The organism is Oscillibacter hominis, from assembly GCF_014334055.1.
Taxonomy (GTDB): domain Bacteria; phylum Bacillota; class Clostridia; order Oscillospirales; family Oscillospiraceae; genus Oscillibacter; species Oscillibacter hominis.
Genome location: NZ_CP060490.1, coordinates 756060 through 774505, shown reverse-complemented (window position 1 = coordinate 774505; position 18446 = coordinate 756060). Strand labels below are relative to the sequence as shown.

The window sequence follows — 18446 nt, the reverse complement described above, 5'->3', positions numbered from 1 at the left end:
AAGGAACGATTGACATGTTGACTGTCGAAAATCTGCACAAAAGCTACCAGGTGGGAAAGACCACCTACGAGGTCCTGAAAGGAGTCTCTCTCTCCGTGGGAAAGGGGGAGTTTGTCGCGGTGATGGGGCCCTCCGGCTCCGGAAAGACCACGCTGCTCAACTGCATCTCCTGTTATATCCCTGTGGACTCCGGCAGCATCCGCCTCGGAGACACAGAGCTTTCCCAGTTGAGCGAAAATGAGCTGGCAGCCCTGCGCAACCAAAAGCTTGGCTTTGTCTTTCAAGACTTCCTCCTCCTGGACGGACTCAGCGTCCGGGACAACATCCTGCTGCCCCGCATCATCGCCGGCCGCTCCTACCAGTCCATGGAGGAGTCCGCGGACCGGCTGTGCGGTGTGTTCGGCATCTCCCACATCCGCGGCAAATACCCCGCGGAGATCTCCGGCGGGGAAAAACAGCGCACCGCCATCGCCCGGGCCCTCATCAACGACCCGCTGCTGATCCTGGCCGATGAGCCCACCGGAAACCTGGACTCCAAGTCCTCCCGGGCGGTAATCGACACCTTCCGCCAGGCGCGCAGCGCCTTGGACGCCACTATCTTCATGGTGACCCACGACTCCTTTGCCGCCTCCTTCTGCGACCGGGTGATCATTTTGCGTGACGGCGTGGTCTGGCGCACGCTGGAGCGGGGGGAAAAGCAGCGGGGCGAGTTTCAGGATGAGCTCCTGGATGGTATCCGGGAGATGGGCAAGGAGTGACCCCCTCCGCACGGGAATCGTTCCACTACAACCTGAAAGGAAGAACTCCACTATGAAACACTTCTCTGAAGTCTATGCGGCACTGCGCCGCCGCAACCGCAAGCAGTACTCGCTGCTTGCCGGATGCAGTTTCTTCTCCGTTTTGCTCATCACCGCCTATGTGTCCATGATGCGCTCGCCCACCGTCCTCTCCGTCCTGCCGGAGGGCGGCGATTCCCGCAAGCAGGTGATGATGATTTTCGTCCTGGCCGTTGTGGGCTGCGGCGTGTTCACCACCTACGCCTCCGGTCTCTTCTTCCGCAACAAGTCCCGGGAGACCGGCATCTTCCTGGCCTTAGGCGCCACGCGCCGTCAACTGAAGTCCGAGATGACCCGGGAGCTTGCAATTTTATCCCTTGGCTCCTGCGCCGCCGGCGCCCTTTTGGGCGCGCCCCTGGCCTGGCTCTTGTGGCAGGGGTTCCGGCTCGGCGTGGTGGATACCGCCGAGATGTCCCTCTCCTTTGACCCCCAGGCCTATCTTTTTGCCCTGGCTTTCTCCGCCTTTGTCATCCTCATGCTGTTCTTCTTAGGCGGCCGGTCCATCCGCCGCACCAACATCATCGACATCGTCCAGGAGTCCCACAAATCCGAGCCCATCCGGGATGTACCCCGCTGGTACGGGCCCGTGGGCATCGTCCTTGTGGCCGCCGGCGCCTTTTTCGGCTACAGCATGCCCTCCTTCTTCGTCTTTGTGATGCACTGGTATCCGCCGGAGGGCCTCAGCGCCATCTTCTACCTGCCCGCCCTCATCGGCCTCTACATGATCCTGCTCCACACAGTGGTCAACGGCTGGCGGCGGAAGGGGAGCCGCTATAAAGACCTGATCTCCACCAGCATGATGAAGTTCCAGGGCCGCCAGACCGTGCGGAACATGCTGGTGATGACGCTGCTCATCGCAGGGGCCTATTTCGGCGCCTTTTACACCCCCATGTTAGGCACCGGAGCCATGATGACCTACGACGCCCGCCCGGTGGACTACGCCTATCACTTCCGCTCGGACCAGGATATCCCCATGGAGGACGAGGTCCGCTCCATGGCCCAAGAATACGGTGTCACCCTCACCTCATGGGCCCAAGCCGGCGGCGCACGGTTAGGTGTGGACGGCTGGGAGCACGTGGAGCAGGAAGGGCCTCTTGGCACCACCTGGGAAAAGGAGTACCGGGAGCTGAACAGCAGCGACATCTTCCTCTCCGAATCCGCCTATGCGGCCCTCACCGGCGAGGCGGTCGATGTCCTGCCCGGCACGGTGGCCGGCGTCTTTGATGCCACCGGCGACGGCCAGGGCGTGTTCGGCGGCGACGCCACCCAAATCACCAACACCGTCACCGGACAGAAACTGGCTGTCACGCCCACGGAGGGCCTGCGCAGCGACATGCTCTTCGGCCGCTATGTCATGGATGACGGCGACTACGCATCCATCACCGCCGGCCTTCCCCGGGACTGGCTGGAGACACTGGTATTCTTCAATGTGGAACACTGCGCCGACACCTATGACTTTGCCAAAGCGCTGTTCTACGAGATCGTGGACCGCTCCGGCCCCGAGGTGGAGCAGTACGACGCCTACGATCCCGTCCGCAGGCAGATGAGCGAGGAAGCGGGCGAGCCCTATTCCTTCGACCGGGACAATCTGGCGGCACACGGCTTTGAACGCATCGACTATGCCCAGCGGGATAGCTCCGCCTTCCGCCTGTACTGGCAGTACATGCCCCAGTTCCGGGTCCTGGACAAGGCGGATTTCGTTAAGACCACAGCCGTCTTTTTGATGCTCTTCATCTTCATCGCCATTGTGTGCTTTGCGGCCGTGATCGTCATCGCCTTCACCCGGTGCATGACCATAGCCCTGACCAACGCCAGGGTCTATGACGACCTGCGCCACCTGGGCGCGCCCAACAACTACCTCTTCCACTCCGTACGGGGCCAGATCAAGCGGGTGTTCCTGGTGCCTATTCTGGCGGGGACCGGGCTGATCTACGCTTTTTACGCGATGATCCTGTACTTCAACGACAACCGCCTCACCGTCAACGAACTGGCGGGCATGGGCAGCTGCCTCACCGTCATCGCGGCGGTCTCCCTCCTTTTGTACCTGGTCTACCGCCTGACGCTGCGCCGGGTCTGCGCCAAGCTGAATATCCTGAGCCCCAGGTAGCGCCGGGGCAGTGGGGCGCATATGATGAAAAGGAGCTCCTGAAAGGTGGTTTTCAACAATGGATTCTACCCTGTATGACTGCGGCGGATGCTGCTACTGCTGCCCCCGCCCCCTGCGCCCCTTCAACACCGCCTACGCGCAGTTCGGCGCGAGCGGCACCGGCCCCTCCCGCAGCAACGTGTCTTATCTTTTGCTCTCCGAATCCGGTGGGCTGGTGCGTGCCATTGCGCCCGACCTTCTGACCTTAGAGAGAGGATATATTTACCAAGTCAGCTATACCTTCCTGGCTACGCCCGAGGAGGGCCAATATTACCAGATTCTCCCCTTCATCAACGGCCAGGCCCGGCTGCTCTACAGCACCGTGGCCTCCGCCTGCGGCGGCCGCAATGCCTCGGCATCCGGCACCTTCTTAGTGACAGAGACCGCCGAAGGCCCTGCCGAGCTCACCCTCCAACTGACCTACGGTCCGGGCACCAACAACATCGACCTGACCGGCGTGGTGGTGGTTGTCCCCGTCGCCTCCGCCTGAGCAGCTGATCGGATATTCCCAAAAAGGGAGGCTGATTGCATCAGCCTCCCTTTTCCTGTTCATTTTCCCCTATCCCTGGAAATCCCGGCGGCGGTATGATACAATTCCAAACATCACTTCAATTCATCCGCAGGAGTTTCCTATGAATATCATCATCGCCCCGGCCAAAAAAATGAATACGGATACAGACAGCATGGAGATCCGGAGCCTTCCCCTGTTCTTGGAACGGGCGGAGTATCTCTTGGGGCTTCTCCGCACGATGTCCTATGGGCAGCTCAAAACCCTTTGGGGCTGCAACGAGAAGATCGCCGCCCTCAATTATGACCGGCTTCAGGCCATGGACCTGCGCCGCCGTCTCACTCCCGCCATTTTGGCCTATGAGGGCATCCAATACCGGTATATGGCCCCCGGCGTCTTTACGGACGACCAGTTTCAGTACATCGGCTCGCACCTGCGTATCCTGTCCGGCTTCTACGGGCTGCTGCGGCCTTTTGACGGCGTCGTGCCCTACCGCCTGGAGATGTGCGCAAAGCTCTCCGGCCCAGGCTTTTCCTCCCTTTACGAATTCTGGGGGAGCGCTCTCGCCGACGCCCTCGGCTCTGAGACGGACACCCTTGTCAACCTGGCCTCCCGGGAGTATGGAAAAGCCGTCTGCGGCTGTTTTCCCGGCCGCGTAATCACCTGTGCATTCGGCGAATGGGCCGGCGGCAAAGTGGTGGAAAAGGGCATCCCATGCAAGATGGCCCGGGGAGAGATGGTTCGCTTCATGGCGGAGAACCACATCCTATTTCCCGAGCAGCTCAAAGACTTCCGCCGCCTGCAATACGCCTTCTCCCCGGAGCTGTCCACCGACAGCTGCTACGTCTTCCTGAAAGGGGCGGCGCGGCCCTGACCGACGCTCCCTTTCAGGCCGCCTGAACGCAGTCACTCAGATGAGAATCCCCTCGCAGTGATCCACCTCGTGCTGTATGATTTGAGCGGTCCAGCCCGTGAAGGTCTTCCGCCTGGTCTGGAACCGTTCGTTTTGATACTGCACCTTGATGGATTTCCAGCGCCTAACTTTCCGCAGCCCATCCAGGGACAAACAGCCCTCCTCCGCCTCGTAGGGGCCCGAGGTCCGGATGATCTCCGGATTGAACATCAGAAGGTACCGTCCTTCGCAGTCAAAGGCAATGATCCGCTTGTTCACGCCGATCATGTTGGCCGCCATGCCCACACAGCTGTCCCGGTGGGCCGCCAATGTCTCCAGAAGGTCCTGAGCTGCCGCAAGGTCCTCTGAACCGGCGATCTCCGCCCTTTGGGAGAGGAACGCCTCATCCTTCACGATTTCCCGTACCACTGTTTTCCTCCCATTTTCATAAAATCGCCCTTAGGACCGCCCGGAGAAGCAGCAGCCAGACCGCCGCAACCGGCAGGGCAAAATACCACTTTTTCGGTGCCCCGCCTTCCCACATTCCACTGGCCTCCTCCCGGCACCGGGCAAACGTCTCCGCCGGGATGAGATGGATGGTCAGCGCCACCAGCGCGGGCAGTACAATAAGATCGTCCAGATAGCCCAGCACAGGAATAAAGTCCGGAATCAGATCGATGGGAGACAGGGCGTACGCCACGCTCAGCCCTGCCGCAATCCGGGCAATGGCCGGCGACTCTTTGCTTTTCAGGGCAAGGTATACCGCGGGAATGTCCCTTCTGAGCCCTGCGGCCCGCTTTTTCAGCGTCATAGGTGGGCTTCCTCCCAGGATCGCAGAAAAGAGAGCTGCTCCGGAGTGTGAAACCAGTGCTCGCCGTCCTCCATCACAGAAAACCCGCAGCCAAAACGGCGGACAAACTCCTCCACTGTCGCCCGTCCGGTCAGGTGGTCCTGTCCGGCGTACAGGATCGCGGTGGGCGTATCCCACCGCTGAACCGAATGGGCTATGGCATACTGGAGATACGCAAAGGAGAGCGTCTCACCAAACCCGGTGTCGATCTCTCCAGCTGCCTTCAGCTGCTCCTCACTGACTCCGGCCCAGCCCATCATGTCCCGGATCAGCCGCTCCATATCCAGCACCGGAGAGACCAAAAGGGCCTGTTTCAGCTGCGAGGAGCCAAAGGCCAGCAGGGAAAACCAGGCCCCCAGGCTGGTGGCGCGCAGGGAAATAGTCTCCCACCGCTGCCGGGCCCAAGCCAAAAGCGCCCGGAGCTCCGGCACGGTGTCCCACGGGGCAAAGGACTCCGCCGACTCTTTCCGCCCCCCGTGCTTCGGAAGGTCCATGGCCAATACCTGGGCGCCTTTGGGACAGGCGAGCCGGGCAAACGCGGCCCCCTCCTCCTTACAGCCGCATTTCCCATGGACATACAGCCAAACCTCCGGAGACGGTGCTCCATATAAAATAGCGGGCACCGCGCCAAAGGGCAGTTTCAATGTGGTTTCCTGCATCCTTTTTTATCCTCAGCGTTTTCTCCAGCCGCTCTGCGGCCGGGATTTTACCGTATATAGCGCGCAGCGGTCCGAAGCCGTCCATGCGGAGGAACGGATAGGCCGGCAGCCACGCTACCGCTCCAGCCGCTCCAAAATCTCGTCCGCCAGATCCTCCAGTTCCTCGTGGCGATCGCCCCAGTTCTCATAGGATTCGCTCTCCATATCCTCCGGTTCTTCCCGATCCAGCTGTTTGATCTGTTCCTGGACCGCCTCCAGATAATCGGCAAGCTGTTCCCGGCTCATGGCGTCCAGGTCCGGTTCTTCCGCAAATTCGCTGAATGAAATGATATCGGCCATACTCCGCTTCCCCCTGACTCAAAATTTAAATCGATTGTACCAGATTCCGCCGCTTTTGCAACAGTTCCCGCCTGGGCCTTGTCGCAGAATCCTTTAGTTCCCAAAAAGGAGAGTTTTTGAAAGCAGCCCGTTTCGTTCTGCTTGTCCCGTGGCTCCGGGACTGGCCCTATGGGGTCGAGTCTTCCTGCGATCCGCGCGTGCTGAAGCAGCCATGCGGCTTCAGCGTTTGCTCTGCGAAAATGCAAAGGCCTCGGAAATCCAGCCCATCAGCTCCTTGTCGATCTGCTCCTCCCCCGTCACAAGGACATGGTGGGTCCACCGGTTGGGGTATGGCTCCACAGCCACGGCAATCCGGGATGATTCCAGCCGGTGGGAGAGGCCGAAAGTCACAAGCAGGGCGTGAACGCCCTTTTCCTTCCGCCTCGGAAGCGACGCGGCGGCAAAAAGATGGCGGCCGTAGAAGCTGATCTGGCTCTTTTGCACCCTCACTTCCGCATCCGGAAACCCATCGCACATGTGCTGAAAAAAGGCTTCATACAGCTCCAGCTCCTCAGGCTTTCCTGCAAAGAACAGCAAGCAATCCGTTTCGTAGTGTTCCGGCATCTTCATAAAGGCCCTCCTCCCCTGTTTTCCCCATGATACCATGCACCCGGTTAATTGAAAAGCAGTCAAATATGGTGTAACTTTGACGGAAAGAGCGGAAGAGCGAGTACACTACCGGCGAAACAGGTATGCGCACCATCAACCTGCCCCGGAGCATGGCCGAATCCTGCGGCGGCGCAAGGCGGATGCCATCGGTCGGCGGATCTTCCCCGACCCGGTGCCCATCGATCCCAGCGCGGCCTGCCACCACATGAACACGCTGCTCCAGCGGGCGGGCCTGCCCAATATCCGCATCCACGATCTGCGGCACACCTTCGCTATCCACGCCCTCACCAGCGGCGTGGGCGCCAAGACGCTCTCCGGCATGCCGGGCCACCACAGCGCGTGATTTACGCTGGACACTTATACCCATGTCACCAACGATCTGAAAAAGGGCGCGGTGGAAAAATCAGCTGCTTCATAGAGTCGGCAATGGCACAGAGCCTCCCGACCCAGCGGTGAGGCGCTCTTCTCCTTTTCCATCCGAGACTTTTTCATTTTTCAGAAATATAATTCACGATTGTTTCGACCGTTTTATCAATACCAACAGAAGAATCCAGGACAAGCTGATAGTTCTTTCCATCACCCCAGCGCTTGCCGGAAATATGGCGATAGTAGGCACCTCTGGCTTTGTCCGAACGGAGGATATTCTGCCTGGCTTCCTTGGGCGTGTCACCGTAAATTTCCATGACACGCCTGATACGATAGTTCTTCGGTGCATGGATAAATACACGAACCACATTGTCTTGATCCCGAAGCACATAGCCTGCGGCTCTGCCAACGATCACACAGCTGCCATTATCCGCAATTCTGCGAATGATTTTCTCTTGTGCGCGGATCGCATGACGAACAGCACCGGTGCTTAAGTACAGATCACGAAGTACATCAGGTGAATTCTTGTGAATATCAGAAATAAACTCCGCATCCAGTCCGCTTTCGTGGGCAGCCAATGCGATCATCTCTTTGTAATAGAACGGGATGCCCAGCCGCTGCGCCACCAACTTGCCAATCTGCTTGCCAGAGGAGCCGTGCTGCCTTGCTATGGTGATAATAACGCCCGGTTTGGATGGCTGCAGAGCTGGAGCGGCACCAGAAACAGGAAGCTCAGGCCTTCTATGTTTAACATAGTCCGCCTCCAGAAACTGACGATAGAATACGATACCCGCAATACTTGTGATGATCTCCGTTACCGGAAAAGTCATCCAGAACCATGTAAGGCCAAAGCGGGAAAATACATATCCCAACGGTACAAACAGTACCACTGTGCGGATGACGGTCAAAGCTGTGCTTTTCAAGCTATAGCCCACAGCTTGGAAAAATACAGGGAACGTCAGAGATGTGACCAGCGGCAGGAAACTGATACCCACGAAGCGGAAACCGATGCACCCAATCTCGATCACAAGAGGGTCTGCAGTGAATACACGGAGCATCGGTCCGGGAATGGAGACAAAGCACAGCGTTCCCACGACCATCATGGCAAGACCAAAGCCAATCGCAGTCATCAACGTTTTTTTGCAGCGGTCAATGTTTCTGGCGGCATAGTTAAAGCTGATGATCGGTACGATACAGGTCTGCATGGCATTCAGCGGAATAAAGAAGAACGTCTGCCACTTATAGTAAAGCCCCAGTGCAGTAACAGCCTGATCGCAGAAGCCCGCCAGAATCAGATTCAAGCCAAGGATGTAAAAGGTATACGCAGACTGCATGAGAATGCTGGGCGTTCCCAAGCGGAAGATCCTTGCAATGTATAAGGGATAGACCTCTTTTGCGGGAGAAGGACGATAACCCTTCTTCATAACGATCAGAGCGGCAACGATCTGTCCTGCAACGGTGGCGATAGCAGCGCCTGCAATGCCCATGCGGGGCAGTCCAAACATACCAAAAATCAGCAGGGGATCTAAAAGAATATTCGTCACCGCGCCGACAATCTGCGCAATCATAGGCGTTTTCATATCGCCGTTGGCCTGTAAAACCTTTGTCCAGATGCTTTCCAAAAACAACCCAAAGCTGAATACGCAGACGATCCTTCCGTAAGTGATCACATCCTGAACAACCGGCTCGGATTCGGTGGACATCCTGGCGTAGGTCGGCATAATGGCCCAACAGATTAATGCGAAGATGAACCAGAGCACAACAGCAAGGGGTGTGCCCACACCGGCATATTCGTTGGCTTCCTTTTGACGCCCTTCTCCAAGCTTGGCGGCAATGACCGTGTTGATGCCCACACCTGTACCCACAGCAAGGGCGATCATCAAAAGCTGAAGGGGATATACGATGGACAGCGCTGTTAAACCGTTATCGGAAAATCTTCCGATGAACAGGCTGTCAATAATGTTATACAGCGCCTGAATGAGCTGTGCCAGCATAACAGGCGGCGCCAATTTCAGAAGTATTTTGCTGATTTTTTCTTTTCCGTAAAATTCTATGGCATCCATATTCTATTCCTTCTTTACTTCCATAACGGTATATAATGCCTTGTCATATTCCGACAAAAGCTGTATCAGCATAGCCATTTTTTCGCTGCCAAGCCGTTCCAATGCACCGGATTCCAATATGTCCAGTGAATCGAGTAATGGAGCTGCATAAGTTTCTCCCTTATCGGAAAGCACAAATGCCTTTTCCCGGCCAACAGAGTGTTCGCTGCTATATACCAGCAAACCATTTTTCCGCATTCCGCTTATGACATTGTTCATCGTCTGACGTGGGAGCAGATAACTATCACAGATATGTTTTTGTGTGCAAAATCCAAACTCACGGATGGTATAGATCACGAGCATCTCATGATAGCTGATTCCGTGATTGGCAGACCATGCGGAATATAAACCGCGGCACTTGATGATCGCCCGGTTAATATCATTGAATAGATTCTGCGACTCTATTTTCATATCGTGCCCCCTTCAAAATCCCAGACGGGATTATACTGCATGCTCTCTGTTTTTTCAATACACTTCACTGAAATTACAAACAAAAAACAGTCACTTCGGCTTTAATGCCGCAACGACCGTTTTTATACCGCAAAGGCACACATTTCAATGTATTTGCATCCAACGGATGTGATAATATCTACCGATTGTCCAGTTAGGGATGGTTAGGGATTATGCAGTTTTGGCGGCATGATTTTGTCTGCCGCCGTGTTGCTTTTTTCTGGCGTTTGGCCGTTTGACCACATTTGCTATGTGGAGAACTTCACCATAGACATCACCGCCGATCAGGTATCAAAGCGGTGAAAATGTGTGAGAACACGGTGCGCAAGTACGTGCTTAGTCTGGAGGAGAAAGGGCTCATCTGCACCGAGGCGACTATGATCACCACGAAGGATGGCCGGGCGCGCAACGGAAGTCTGCGCTACACCATCCGGCCCATTCAGGGAGCGATGGACTCATCGTCGATCATGATCCCATGACCGTCGCAAAGCGCACTCGAGACACCGTTCTCTACATCCAAAGTGAATGGAGCAAGAGCCACGCCGAACCCATCGATCCAGGCCAACTCCATCTGTTCCTCTGCGATGAGCGCAGCGGCAAACTGACAGAGGATCAGAAGGTCTTCGTCCGTTCGCTCCGTGACGAGATGCGCAGTGTCTACGGCGCGGTGGTGTGCCGCCTGATGCTGTGCGAGGAAATGCTGCGCCGAAACATGGTGGCGGATGCCGATGCCTACCGCAGTGTATTTTATCCGGAAGGAAACAACGCACTGTGGCAGCTTCACAGGGCGGGATGACCGCCGATTTGCCGCTGTCGAAAAAGAAAGGATCGGCGCCGTTAGCGGCTCGGTCCACCCCACAAATGCCCGCAGTGCGGGCATTTTCAAGGGTTTTTGACCGGGGACGTGGTGACGCTCTTTTACAGATTGCGGAACCTTTTTGACGCTCCAAATCCGAAAAAGTCAGTGTTTGCAAGGGCTTTCACCGACGGCGTACCGGCCCCATGGCCCGTTTTTAAGGCGGGTACGGTGCGCCCCGGCACCCTCACCGGTTACCGCCGCTACATCGACAGCTACATCAAACCGCAGCTGGGCGACAAGCAGATCTCCCTCATCTCCCAGCAGGACGTCCAGCGGATGTACCGCCGACTGAAAACGGATGGGCGCATCCACGAGCATCCCGAGCTGGGCCACCAGCTCTCCGACTCCATGGTCCGCCACATCCACTCCATGCTCCACGCCGCGCTGAAAGACGCAGTGCAGGCTCATGTCATTCCCCGCAACCCCACCGAGGGAACGACAGCGCCCAAGCCCAACTACAAGCCCAAGCGCATCCTCACCAGCGCGGAGCTGGACGCCTTCCTCGAGGTAGTGGAACAGGACGAGCTGTGGCGTGACTTCTTCCAGACGGAGCTGATGACCGGCCTGCGGCGGGGTGAGATCTGTGGTCTGCAATGGAGCGACTTCGACGGAGAGGCCGGGACGCTGAAGGTGTGCCGCACCCTCCACAGCAAGCGCAAGGGCGAGTACACCACCGGCGAGTCAAAGACCGGCCAGGGCATGCGCACCATCATCCTGCCCCACAGCGTGGCCGATATTCTGCGGCAGCGCAGGGCGGATGCCATCGGTCCGTGGATCTTCCCTGACCCGGTGAAGCCGGAGGACCCCGTCTATCCCAATGCAGCCTATCACCACATGAAGACCCTGCTCCAGCAGGCGGGCCTGCCCAGCATCCGCTTCCACGATCTGCGTCACACCTTCGCCACCCACGCCCTTACCAGCGGCGTGGACGCCAAGACGCTCTCCGGCATCCTGGGCCACACCAATGCGTCCTTCACGCTGGACACCTACACCCACGTCACATCGGATATGCAGAAGATAGCCTCTGGCATCGTGGGCGGCTTCATGGAAGACCTGTTCGGAAAGGAGTTGAAACCGTGGCAAGAAAACGAAAGGCCGGCGACGGAACCGTAAGACAGCGCAAGGATGGGCGCTGGGAGGGCCGCGTCGTCATCGGCTACGATGACAACGGATATCCCAAGACGAAAAATGTCCTCGCAAAAACGAAGAAAGAGTGTCTGGAGAAACTCCAAACACTCAAGGAGGAATGCGGCGGACTGAAGCCGGAGAAGGTGCGATCTGAGATACCTTTCGGGGACTGGATGGAATACTGGTACGAGAACTACTCCAAGCCCAAGATCCGCCCCACCACCCAGGAGACTTACGAGAGCCGCATCCGCCTGCACATCGTTCCAGAGATCGGCGACATTCCTCTGAACAAGCTGACGCAAAATGATCTGCAGCAGTTTTACGGGCGGCTCAAGAAAAACGGCCGGAAGCGCTTCACCGAACAATATGGCGAAGGGCTGTCCGACCGGATGGTGCGTATGTGCCACGCCACCTGCCGCTCCGCACTGGAGAAGGCGGTGCAGGACGGGCTGATCCGTGTGAACCCGGCCATTGGGTGCAAGCTGCCGCCCAAGAAGGCGCGGGAGATGCAGGTGCTGACGCGAGAGGAGCTGCAAGGTTTCTCATTCAGGCCAAGGCAGAGGGTTACTATGAGTTGTTCCTTCTGGACTTGGCCACCGGCCTGCGCCGGGGCGAGCTCATGGCGCTGCAGTGGGACGACCTAAACTTCAAGACCGGCGTGCATAAACAAGCAGGTCTACGATGTGCGGGGTGAGCTTCAGGTCAGCGCACCGAAGACCAAGAACTCCATCCGCAAGATCGTCCTGCCGCCTGCCGTGGTGGAGGTGCTGCGTGAGTACAAGAAAACGGTGGACTCCCGTTGGATGTTCCCGTCTCCGGTGAAGGAGGACTGCCCCCTCACCCCCGGCGTGGTGCGGCGCAGGCTGCAGCTCATTCTGGAGCACGCGGAGTGCAAGCATGTACGCTTCCACGACTTGCGCCACACCTTCGCAACACTGGCGCTGGAGAACGGCATGGATGTGAAGACCCTCTCCGCCATGCTGGGCCATGTGTCGGCAGCCACCACCCTGGACATCTACACCCACATCACCGACGATATGCAGCGCATGGCCGCCGCCAATATCGACCGGGATATCGGCAAAGTGGAGCCGCAGGAGGCCGCTTCGGCGCCGGGGCAGGAAACTGCCCCGGCCACAGCGGAAAAGCCGAGGATGACCGATTTCAAGCCCTACGTGGGCCGCAAACGCAAGCCCGGCACCGGCTGCGTCACCGGAATCAACGACCACCTGTTCGAGGGGCGCTACTCCCCCAAATGGCCGGACGGCAAAAAGCACTCCCGCAACGTCTACGCCCACACCCGCGAGGAGTGCGAGGAGAAATTAAAGCAGCTCATCGTGGAGATGAAAGCTGACATTGCGGAGGTGTAGCGGCTGAAGGATCTGGGCGAAGGAAATGGAGCGTCTCCGGAGGGGAAGAGGGGCAGGCATAAAGGTTAATTATTAAAAGGGCAATGAGTACCGTCATATACTCATTGCCCTTAATATAAAAATTATTGTAGAATATAAGCTCCTACCAGAATAATACTATCAACAGCAATAGTGTTAAATCATTTGGGGGGAAATACAGTGAATAAACTAATTGAACTGTCGATTAGAGGGTCCTTATACTTTTATTTAAGCACAATTACAGACAAGCAATTATTTCAACTCCGACAATTTGCCAGTCAGTTCTACAAATCGAACCCAGTGTACGAGCATATGTCTGATAATGAAATTATGAGATGCTTTACTTCGACCGTAAATCAAACATTTGATATCAAGTTGAAAAATATCCCTGTAGCCGCAGCGCTTGTTATTAAGTAGTCTCTAATTCCTCATCAGTAAAGTCAAATGCTTCGGCGAGTATCTTTCCAGAAAACTTTCTATACTGGCTTGATGTATAAGGGAAACCGTCTTTTGAGAAATCAATAGATAGCTTTCTTACGCAGCCGCTATAAAACGGATAATCCCGAACTCCGTATTTATTCAACTGTCTATTAAACGCAATGATAAAACCATTGATAGAAATTACGGAAAGAATTTTCGATGCTGGATCGTTCCAAGCAAGTTTAAAAGCGTCCCTAATTGCCGAGAAATACAAATCTATGCTTTTGGCGCAAAACTCAATATAATCATTGAGAGCAGTTTCGTCCTTTTGCTGAAACGCTTCCTTGTCACCCGGCCAGTAAGCATATAAGCTTGTCTTTTCTTCGGCAGGAGTAGTGGTTACCAGATAGCGAAGCGCAAATTTAATAATAGACGCAACTTTAATCTTGCTTTCATCAAGGGCAGATAATTCAAAGCAATTTAAGAATACGCGCTTCTTATTTAGTCGCTCAATTACGCGACGTGCCAGACCTATGTCAGAGAATGGGTCTTTAACCATCTCAATATGCGTGAGTACATTGGGAGCAACTTTCTTAGTATTATCATTAATATCTAAGAAAATCTGGCTTTGAATTTGTTTGCGTTCGGCCTCCTTCATCTCTGCGGGGAAAATTAGTCCAGTAACTAAAAGATGCAGTTGTTTTCTTAACGGCGCAATTTGTAGCTCGTACTTTTCAGTGATAGGTGCTTCATAATGAGCAAAAATTCTATGCTGTCCATCAATAACACAAATGCTATTCATTTCATCGGGTAAAACGAGTTTACAGTGCTGGAAATCTCCAATATTCTCCACTAAGATGGGATTTCCAGTATCATCTTCGAACGTTACGTTGTCAGGAAGGGCTACAATGATATTATTGTAAAATGCCTCACCTTTTTGCGCTAAAAACGCCCTGATACTTTTTACCTTATCTTTTTCGATCAATCTTTGATACAAAAACATGGATTCTTCCCAGCTATCTTTTCGTAAAACATAGCTGGTGCGCAACAACTTTTCAGCAGACATCATAAACGACACGACTCTTACACCGTTACGCAAACCGGTTGCATCCTGGGGATAGATGATGGGGGCTTTGATTGTTGTTTTTCCGCCTTCACTTCCGCTGAATCCGATCTCGTCATTCTTTAACCCCAAATAGCGGAATATCTCATATCGAGCTGAATGCTGGATACATTGAGCCATTCTATTAAAAAAGGACAGTGTCTCAGTATCCCAGAAAAGCAAATTACTATATCTCTTTTTCTCTTCTTCTGTAATCTCAAGTTCTGTTTGAGAAATATAAATGTAGTACAAAAAGTATCGCTCAGGAAGGTATTGCTTTACCATAGCTGCTTTTTCTGGAAAAGTACTTGCAAGCCAGCTAAGGAAAGCAGTCTTATTACTCCTGATTTCTGCAAAGCTTTCATTCTTGTTCCTAATATGGTTAATATCCTTCTTTTGCTTGGTATTGTCCTCGCAAATAACGATGATATTTTCATGCAAAAACAGATAGTCTAATTCTACAATCCGGGTACCGATCGAGAAATGCTTGCCCAGTGTGGAGAAATATGTAAAACCTGCTTCGGTGAAACTACTGTGAATTTTCTTTCTAAATGCAAGTTCTTTGTGCTTTTTCAATTGTGCAGCCTTTTGCTCTGCGGTCAGTTTTTTCTTCGTACGCTTCGTTTTCATAATATCTTCCCTCGTGCCTTTGCAAATTCATCTGGGAGCTTCGCTACAGCTGTATTTGTGTTAGGTTCGGCAACAGGTTTATCTTCACGAATCTTAATATTTCCACATACAGTTTCCTCAAGCCGGTCTATGGCAATGTCATAATACTTTTTTAGAATTTCGGCACCTACAAATCGCCTGTTCTCTATATATGCGGCTACTCCTGTAGTTCCAGATCCCATAAAGGGATCGAGAATCAGGCCGTTTGGTGCAGTAAGTGCCCTAATAAGACGCTGAGGAATGGCAACAGGAAACTGGCATGGATGATCTGTTTTTTCAACATGCATTGCTTTTACATTAGGAATATCCCAAACATCCGAAGGATTCTTTCCTAATGGATTCCCGCTAAGATTTCCCTTGTTAGGACCCTTATATGACTTCTTTCCGGGATATTTTTGTGGAACCCGCACATCATCAAGATTGAACACACTTTGTTCACCCTTGGTAAACCAAAGGATTATTTCGTGTCTCCCGCTAAAGCGTTTTGTGCTATTTAGTCCGTGACCAAAAGTCCAAATAATACGGTTGCGCAAGATTAACGGGTTTTCAAAACCGGCACTTTTACTGGTGAAGATGTCGTATACAATATAGTCAAGTGGAATGACACATTGATCTGAAACGTGATAACCTACTTGCCAACAAATGCTTCCACCTGTTTTTAACACACGATATAAGTCAACAAAAATATCCTCATGCTGTTTTTTGAACGTTTCAATATCATCACTGGGATCTTCATAAGCCTTTCCAATACAATACGGCGGGGAAGTAATAATCAAATCTACTGAATTCGACGGAATAGTCTTCAAGAGTTTCGAGCAATCCCCATTGAAAAGTGTCAACTTATTCGATTCGTTAAATTCTTTTTGTATCATGCTCACAGCGATTGGCCCCTTTTTGACGGAAATTGCTGACGGCATAAACCGCCTATATTAATAAAATTATACTCTATATCGACAGCAAATTCAACAAAATTGTATATTTAGGCTGGTGTATTTTAGAAAACGGAACTGTTGTTCAAAACAATACCAGTAGTTTCATTCCGAACAATACAAAAATCCTTCGTACTGCACGTAGAAGCATCTCAAATCTTCTTTTCGCTATCCCCGAAATTGACGGTGAGATACGCACTTGTAAGTTCAGTAATCGTCCCACATCCATAAACCTTGTGAGTCACTTTCCTCCCGACCATATCAGCACCTCCTTTTGTTAGACATTTTATCATTTACTACTAAAAAAGGCAAATTGCAACGAATGATATCAGCAGTTCAGTATCGTCAGAGTGTAGTTAAAGATTCACTCTAAAAGAATTCAGTTCTTACCAGTGGCTATTTCCCTCTTTCTGTGGTATTGTTCGGTTGCCAAAAGGAGGCGACGATATGCAGAACGAAAACAGCTACACAGTAGGCCAGTGGTGCGACCGTTGGTTCTGCAAGAACCGGGGCAGATGGAGCGGCAGCACCGTGGGCGGATACCGAAACCTGATCTACCGCCACATTCTCCCCAGAATCGGGGCATCCCGCTGGCGGAGCTGACCGAAGACACCGTCACCATTTTCTATGACAGCCTGCGGAGCCAGGGGCTCAGCGCCAGAAGCGTCTGGTGCGTCCATCTGCTCCTACGGCGTTGTATGGATGAAGCGGCCCGTGACCAGCGCATCCCCTACAACCCGGTACGACTCTGCCGGGAACCGCAAGCAGAAGCATATAAAACAGCCCCTTTGCGCCTGGGGCAGATCCAGCGGTACCTGAACGCGGCGGAACAGTTGGGCGCACTCCCCCTCATCTACACAGGACTCTCCAGCGGCCTGCGGCAATGTGAACTCATCACCTTGTCGTGGGCCGATTTTCATATCCGCTGCCGGTACATTCTCAAGGGACAGCGCCTGCTGACCCTTAACAGCAAAGCGGAGCATCTTCTGGGACGGATACCGGAAACCGGCTTCTATGTGTTCCTCAACCCCAAGACCGGAGCGCCATATCATCTCCATGAGTTCTACTATCTGCACAAGCGGATTCTGAAACAAGCAGGGCTTCCGTGGGTGGCCTTCCGGAATCTGCAGCGCCAGTGCATGGAGGTGGGGATATGACGCTGAGAAAGTATATCCTCAACTGGCAGGAGGTCTACGACAAGAGCCAGAGCCGTCCGACCACATACGCAGCTCATGGCTACATCTTCAAGAACCACATTCTCCCCGGACTTGGAGAGATCCCGCTCTCTGAATTGACCGCAGAACAGGTGGGAGATTTCCTGGAGGAACGAAGGCACTTTGGCGGTCATCGCCCGGAAAGCCCTGAATACCCAGGGCTGGGGGAGCATACCATGCGGCACATTCACCGCCTACTCCAGCAATGTCTGGATCAAGCGATGCGAGATAGCCTGATAACGGAAAATCCCGCCCGAGCGTTTCACTACCCAAAGCCCAAGAAGGTCAGCGCCAATGTGCTGACGCCAGCAGAAGTGGAGGACTATCTGGACGCGGCAGAGCGGCTGGGTCACCTCCCCATGTTCCTGCTGGCGCTGACAGCAGGACTTCGGCAAGGCGAACTGATTGCCCTGAAGTGGAGCGACCTGGACACGAAGAAGCGGACGCTGACCATCACTGAGAAACGCTCGGTGGAACGGCGGGAACTGGTGGAGTACGAAGGCGGCACCAGGATCGTCAGTCTGACCCCGGAAGCGGTTGAACTCCTGCGCCTGGAACACGCTAAACACCCAGGAAGTCCGCTCATGTTCATGCACCCGGCCACCCAGAGGCCCTACTCACCCCAGATGGTGCGCCGGCTGCACAATGAGATCATCAAAGAGGCCGGGCTGGATCACATCCGGTTCGCGGATCTCCGGCACACCTGCGCCGTCCTGTCCCTGCAAAACGGAATGGACATGAAAGAAGTTTCTCAGATGCTGGGCCACTTCAGGATCGCAATGACGCGGCAGAACTATGCACCATACCTGGCCCATACTGCCGCCAAAAGCGAAAGCAAGCCCAATGAAACATCCACGGAAGATCTTAGGGAAGCGGCAAATATTCTGGATAATCTTCTGAAATTCTGATGGATATTCTGCGGAAGGTGTGGTATATGTTTGGGT

The 18446-nt window shown here is 54.1% G+C and carries 19 protein-coding genes and 1 pseudogene; 11 read left to right on the top strand and 9 right to left on the bottom strand.

The window, feature by feature from the left end:
- Positions 1–14: 14 nt before the first annotated feature.
- From H8790_RS03870 to yaaA, 4 genes are all read left to right on the top strand, one after another.
- On the top strand, positions 15–758 hold the full coding sequence (locus H8790_RS03870) for an ABC transporter ATP-binding protein (RefSeq protein ID WP_187333643.1): 744 nt from the start codon (positions 15–17) through the stop codon (positions 756–758).
- Positions 759–810: 52 nt separating this feature from the next.
- The gene (locus tag H8790_RS03865; RefSeq protein WP_187333642.1) at positions 811–2943 is read left to right on the top strand and encodes an ABC transporter permease; all 2133 of its coding nucleotides are present in this window, start codon (positions 811–813) and stop codon (positions 2941–2943) included.
- 58 nt (positions 2944–3001) lie between these two features.
- The gene (locus H8790_RS03860) at positions 3002–3472 is read left to right on the top strand and encodes a hypothetical protein (protein WP_187333641.1); all 471 of its coding nucleotides are present in this window, start codon (positions 3002–3004) and stop codon (positions 3470–3472) included.
- 142 nt (positions 3473–3614) lie between these two features.
- A complete protein-coding gene (gene yaaA, locus H8790_RS03855) occupies positions 3615–4364 on the top strand; it encodes a peroxide stress protein YaaA (RefSeq protein ID WP_187333640.1) in 750 nt (249 codons plus the stop codon).
- A 36-nt stretch (positions 4365–4400) separates the two neighbouring features.
- Here yaaA and H8790_RS03850 read toward each other — a convergent pair whose 3' ends face one another.
- The 5 genes from H8790_RS03850 to H8790_RS03830 form a co-directional block, all read right to left on the bottom strand.
- Positions 4401–4811 (bottom strand): peptide deformylase, encoded by a 411-nt coding sequence (locus tag H8790_RS03850; RefSeq protein ID WP_187333639.1) that lies wholly within the window; start codon positions 4809–4811, stop codon positions 4401–4403.
- A gap of 16 nt (positions 4812–4827) precedes the next feature.
- A complete protein-coding gene (locus H8790_RS03845; protein WP_187333638.1) occupies positions 4828–5193 on the bottom strand; it encodes a YkvA family protein in 366 nt (121 codons plus the stop codon).
- Positions 5190–5891: an alpha/beta hydrolase gene (locus H8790_RS03840; RefSeq protein ID WP_187333637.1), complete on the bottom strand. Its 702-nt coding sequence runs from the start codon at positions 5889–5891 to the stop codon at positions 5190–5192. The genes H8790_RS03845 and H8790_RS03840 overlap by 4 nt, the downstream gene beginning before the upstream one ends.
- Before the next feature lie 114 nt (positions 5892–6005).
- Positions 6006–6230 carry a hypothetical protein gene (locus H8790_RS03835; RefSeq protein ID WP_187333636.1) on the bottom strand — a complete coding sequence of 75 codons (225 nt, stop codon included), beginning with the start codon at positions 6228–6230 and terminating at the stop codon, positions 6006–6008.
- Positions 6231–6449: 219 nt separating this feature from the next.
- Entirely contained in the window at positions 6450–6839 is a 390-nt protein-coding gene (locus H8790_RS03830) for a DUF5655 domain-containing protein (protein ID WP_187333635.1), read from the bottom strand.
- 76 nt (positions 6840–6915) lie between these two features.
- Here H8790_RS03830 and H8790_RS03825 point away from each other — a divergent pair, with 76 nt between their 5' ends.
- On the top strand, positions 6916–7221 hold the full coding sequence (locus H8790_RS03825) for a tyrosine-type recombinase/integrase (RefSeq protein WP_243208563.1): 306 nt from the start codon (positions 6916–6918) through the stop codon (positions 7219–7221).
- Between the two features lie 145 nt (positions 7222–7366).
- Here H8790_RS03825 and H8790_RS03820 read toward each other — a convergent pair whose 3' ends face one another.
- Positions 7367–9307 carry an MATE family efflux transporter gene (locus H8790_RS03820; protein ID WP_187333634.1) on the bottom strand — a complete coding sequence of 647 codons (1941 nt, stop codon included), beginning with the start codon at positions 9305–9307 and terminating at the stop codon, positions 7367–7369.
- A 3-nt stretch (positions 9308–9310) separates the two neighbouring features.
- A complete protein-coding gene (locus H8790_RS03815; protein ID WP_187333633.1) occupies positions 9311–9757 on the bottom strand; it encodes a MarR family winged helix-turn-helix transcriptional regulator in 447 nt (148 codons plus the stop codon).
- A gap of 514 nt (positions 9758–10271) precedes the next feature.
- On the opposite strand from H8790_RS03815, the gene H8790_RS03810 reads away from it, so the two are divergent.
- The 3 genes and pseudogenes from H8790_RS03810 to H8790_RS03800 all read left to right on the top strand — a co-directional run bounded on the left by H8790_RS03810 (position 10272) and on the right by H8790_RS03800 (position 13150).
- Positions 10272–10592 (top strand): hypothetical protein, encoded by a 321-nt coding sequence (locus tag H8790_RS03810; protein WP_187333632.1) that lies wholly within the window; start codon positions 10272–10274, stop codon positions 10590–10592.
- A 168-nt stretch (positions 10593–10760) separates the two neighbouring features.
- Positions 10761–11768 (top strand): tyrosine-type recombinase/integrase, encoded by a 1008-nt coding sequence (locus H8790_RS03805; RefSeq protein WP_243208562.1) that lies wholly within the window; start codon positions 10761–10763, stop codon positions 11766–11768.
- Positions 11732–13150 (top strand): annotated as a pseudogene (locus H8790_RS03800) (tyrosine-type recombinase/integrase). Before H8790_RS03805 ends, H8790_RS03800 begins: the two are co-directional and overlap by 37 nt.
- Positions 13151–13577: 427 nt before the next feature.
- Here the strand turns inward: H8790_RS03800 and H8790_RS03795 are convergent.
- Both H8790_RS03795 and H8790_RS03790 read right to left on the bottom strand, forming a co-directional pair.
- The gene (locus H8790_RS03795) at positions 13578–15320 is read right to left on the bottom strand and encodes a DGQHR domain-containing protein (RefSeq protein WP_187333630.1); all 1743 of its coding nucleotides are present in this window, start codon (positions 15318–15320) and stop codon (positions 13578–13580) included.
- Positions 15317–16231, bottom strand: a complete 915-nt coding sequence (locus H8790_RS03790; RefSeq protein WP_187334220.1) for a DNA-methyltransferase — start codon at positions 16229–16231, stop codon at positions 15317–15319. The genes H8790_RS03795 and H8790_RS03790 overlap by 4 nt, the downstream gene beginning before the upstream one ends.
- Positions 16232–16735: 504 nt before the next feature.
- On the opposite strand from H8790_RS03790, the gene H8790_RS13855 reads away from it, so the two are divergent.
- The 3 genes from H8790_RS13855 (at position 16736) to H8790_RS03780 (ending at position 18410) form a co-directional block, all read left to right on the top strand.
- Positions 16736–16891: an N-terminal phage integrase SAM-like domain-containing protein gene (locus tag H8790_RS13855; protein WP_243208561.1), complete on the top strand. Its 156-nt coding sequence runs from the start codon at positions 16736–16738 to the stop codon at positions 16889–16891.
- 95 nt (positions 16892–16986) lie between these two features.
- The gene (locus H8790_RS13850; RefSeq protein ID WP_243208560.1) at positions 16987–17445 is read left to right on the top strand and encodes a site-specific integrase; all 459 of its coding nucleotides are present in this window, start codon (positions 16987–16989) and stop codon (positions 17443–17445) included.
- Positions 17442–18410, top strand: a complete 969-nt coding sequence (locus H8790_RS03780; RefSeq protein ID WP_187333629.1) for a tyrosine-type recombinase/integrase — start codon at positions 17442–17444, stop codon at positions 18408–18410. Before H8790_RS13850 ends, H8790_RS03780 begins: the two co-directional genes overlap by 4 nt.
- Positions 18411–18446 lie beyond the last annotated feature (36 nt).

Coding starts and splice junctions, on each gene's coding strand:
- H8790_RS13850 (WP_243208560.1), top strand. CDS start 16,987: ATGGATGAAGCGGCCCGTGACCAGCGCATCCCCTACAACCCGGTACGA.
- H8790_RS03810 (WP_187333632.1), top strand. CDS start 10,272: ATGACCGTCGCAAAGCGCACTCGAGACACCGTTCTCTACATCCAAAGT.
- H8790_RS03840 (WP_187333637.1), bottom strand. CDS start 5,891: ATGCAGGAAACCACATTGAAACTGCCCTTTGGCGCGGTGCCCGCTATT.
- H8790_RS03820 (WP_187333634.1), bottom strand. CDS start 9,307: ATGGATGCCATAGAATTTTACGGAAAAGAAAAAATCAGCAAAATACTT.
- H8790_RS03870 (WP_187333643.1), top strand. CDS start 15: ATGTTGACTGTCGAAAATCTGCACAAAAGCTACCAGGTGGGAAAGACC.
- H8790_RS03790 (WP_187334220.1), bottom strand. CDS start 16,231: ATGATACAAAAAGAATTTAACGAATCGAATAAGTTGACACTTTTCAAT.
- H8790_RS03835 (WP_187333636.1), bottom strand. CDS start 6,230: ATGGCCGATATCATTTCATTCAGCGAATTTGCGGAAGAACCGGACCTG.
- H8790_RS03795 (WP_187333630.1), bottom strand. CDS start 15,320: ATGAAAACGAAGCGTACGAAGAAAAAACTGACCGCAGAGCAAAAGGCT.
- H8790_RS03780 (WP_187333629.1), top strand. CDS start 17,442: ATGACGCTGAGAAAGTATATCCTCAACTGGCAGGAGGTCTACGACAAG.
- H8790_RS03815 (WP_187333633.1), bottom strand. CDS start 9,757: ATGAAAATAGAGTCGCAGAATCTATTCAATGATATTAACCGGGCGATC.
- H8790_RS13855 (WP_243208561.1), top strand. CDS start 16,736: ATGCAGAACGAAAACAGCTACACAGTAGGCCAGTGGTGCGACCGTTGG.
- yaaA (WP_187333640.1), top strand. CDS start 3,615: ATGAATATCATCATCGCCCCGGCCAAAAAAATGAATACGGATACAGAC.
- H8790_RS03845 (WP_187333638.1), bottom strand. CDS start 5,193: ATGACGCTGAAAAAGCGGGCCGCAGGGCTCAGAAGGGACATTCCCGCG.
- H8790_RS03860 (WP_187333641.1), top strand. CDS start 3,002: ATGGATTCTACCCTGTATGACTGCGGCGGATGCTGCTACTGCTGCCCC.
- H8790_RS03865 (WP_187333642.1), top strand. CDS start 811: ATGAAACACTTCTCTGAAGTCTATGCGGCACTGCGCCGCCGCAACCGC.
- H8790_RS03830 (WP_187333635.1), bottom strand. CDS start 6,839: ATGAAGATGCCGGAACACTACGAAACGGATTGCTTGCTGTTCTTTGCA.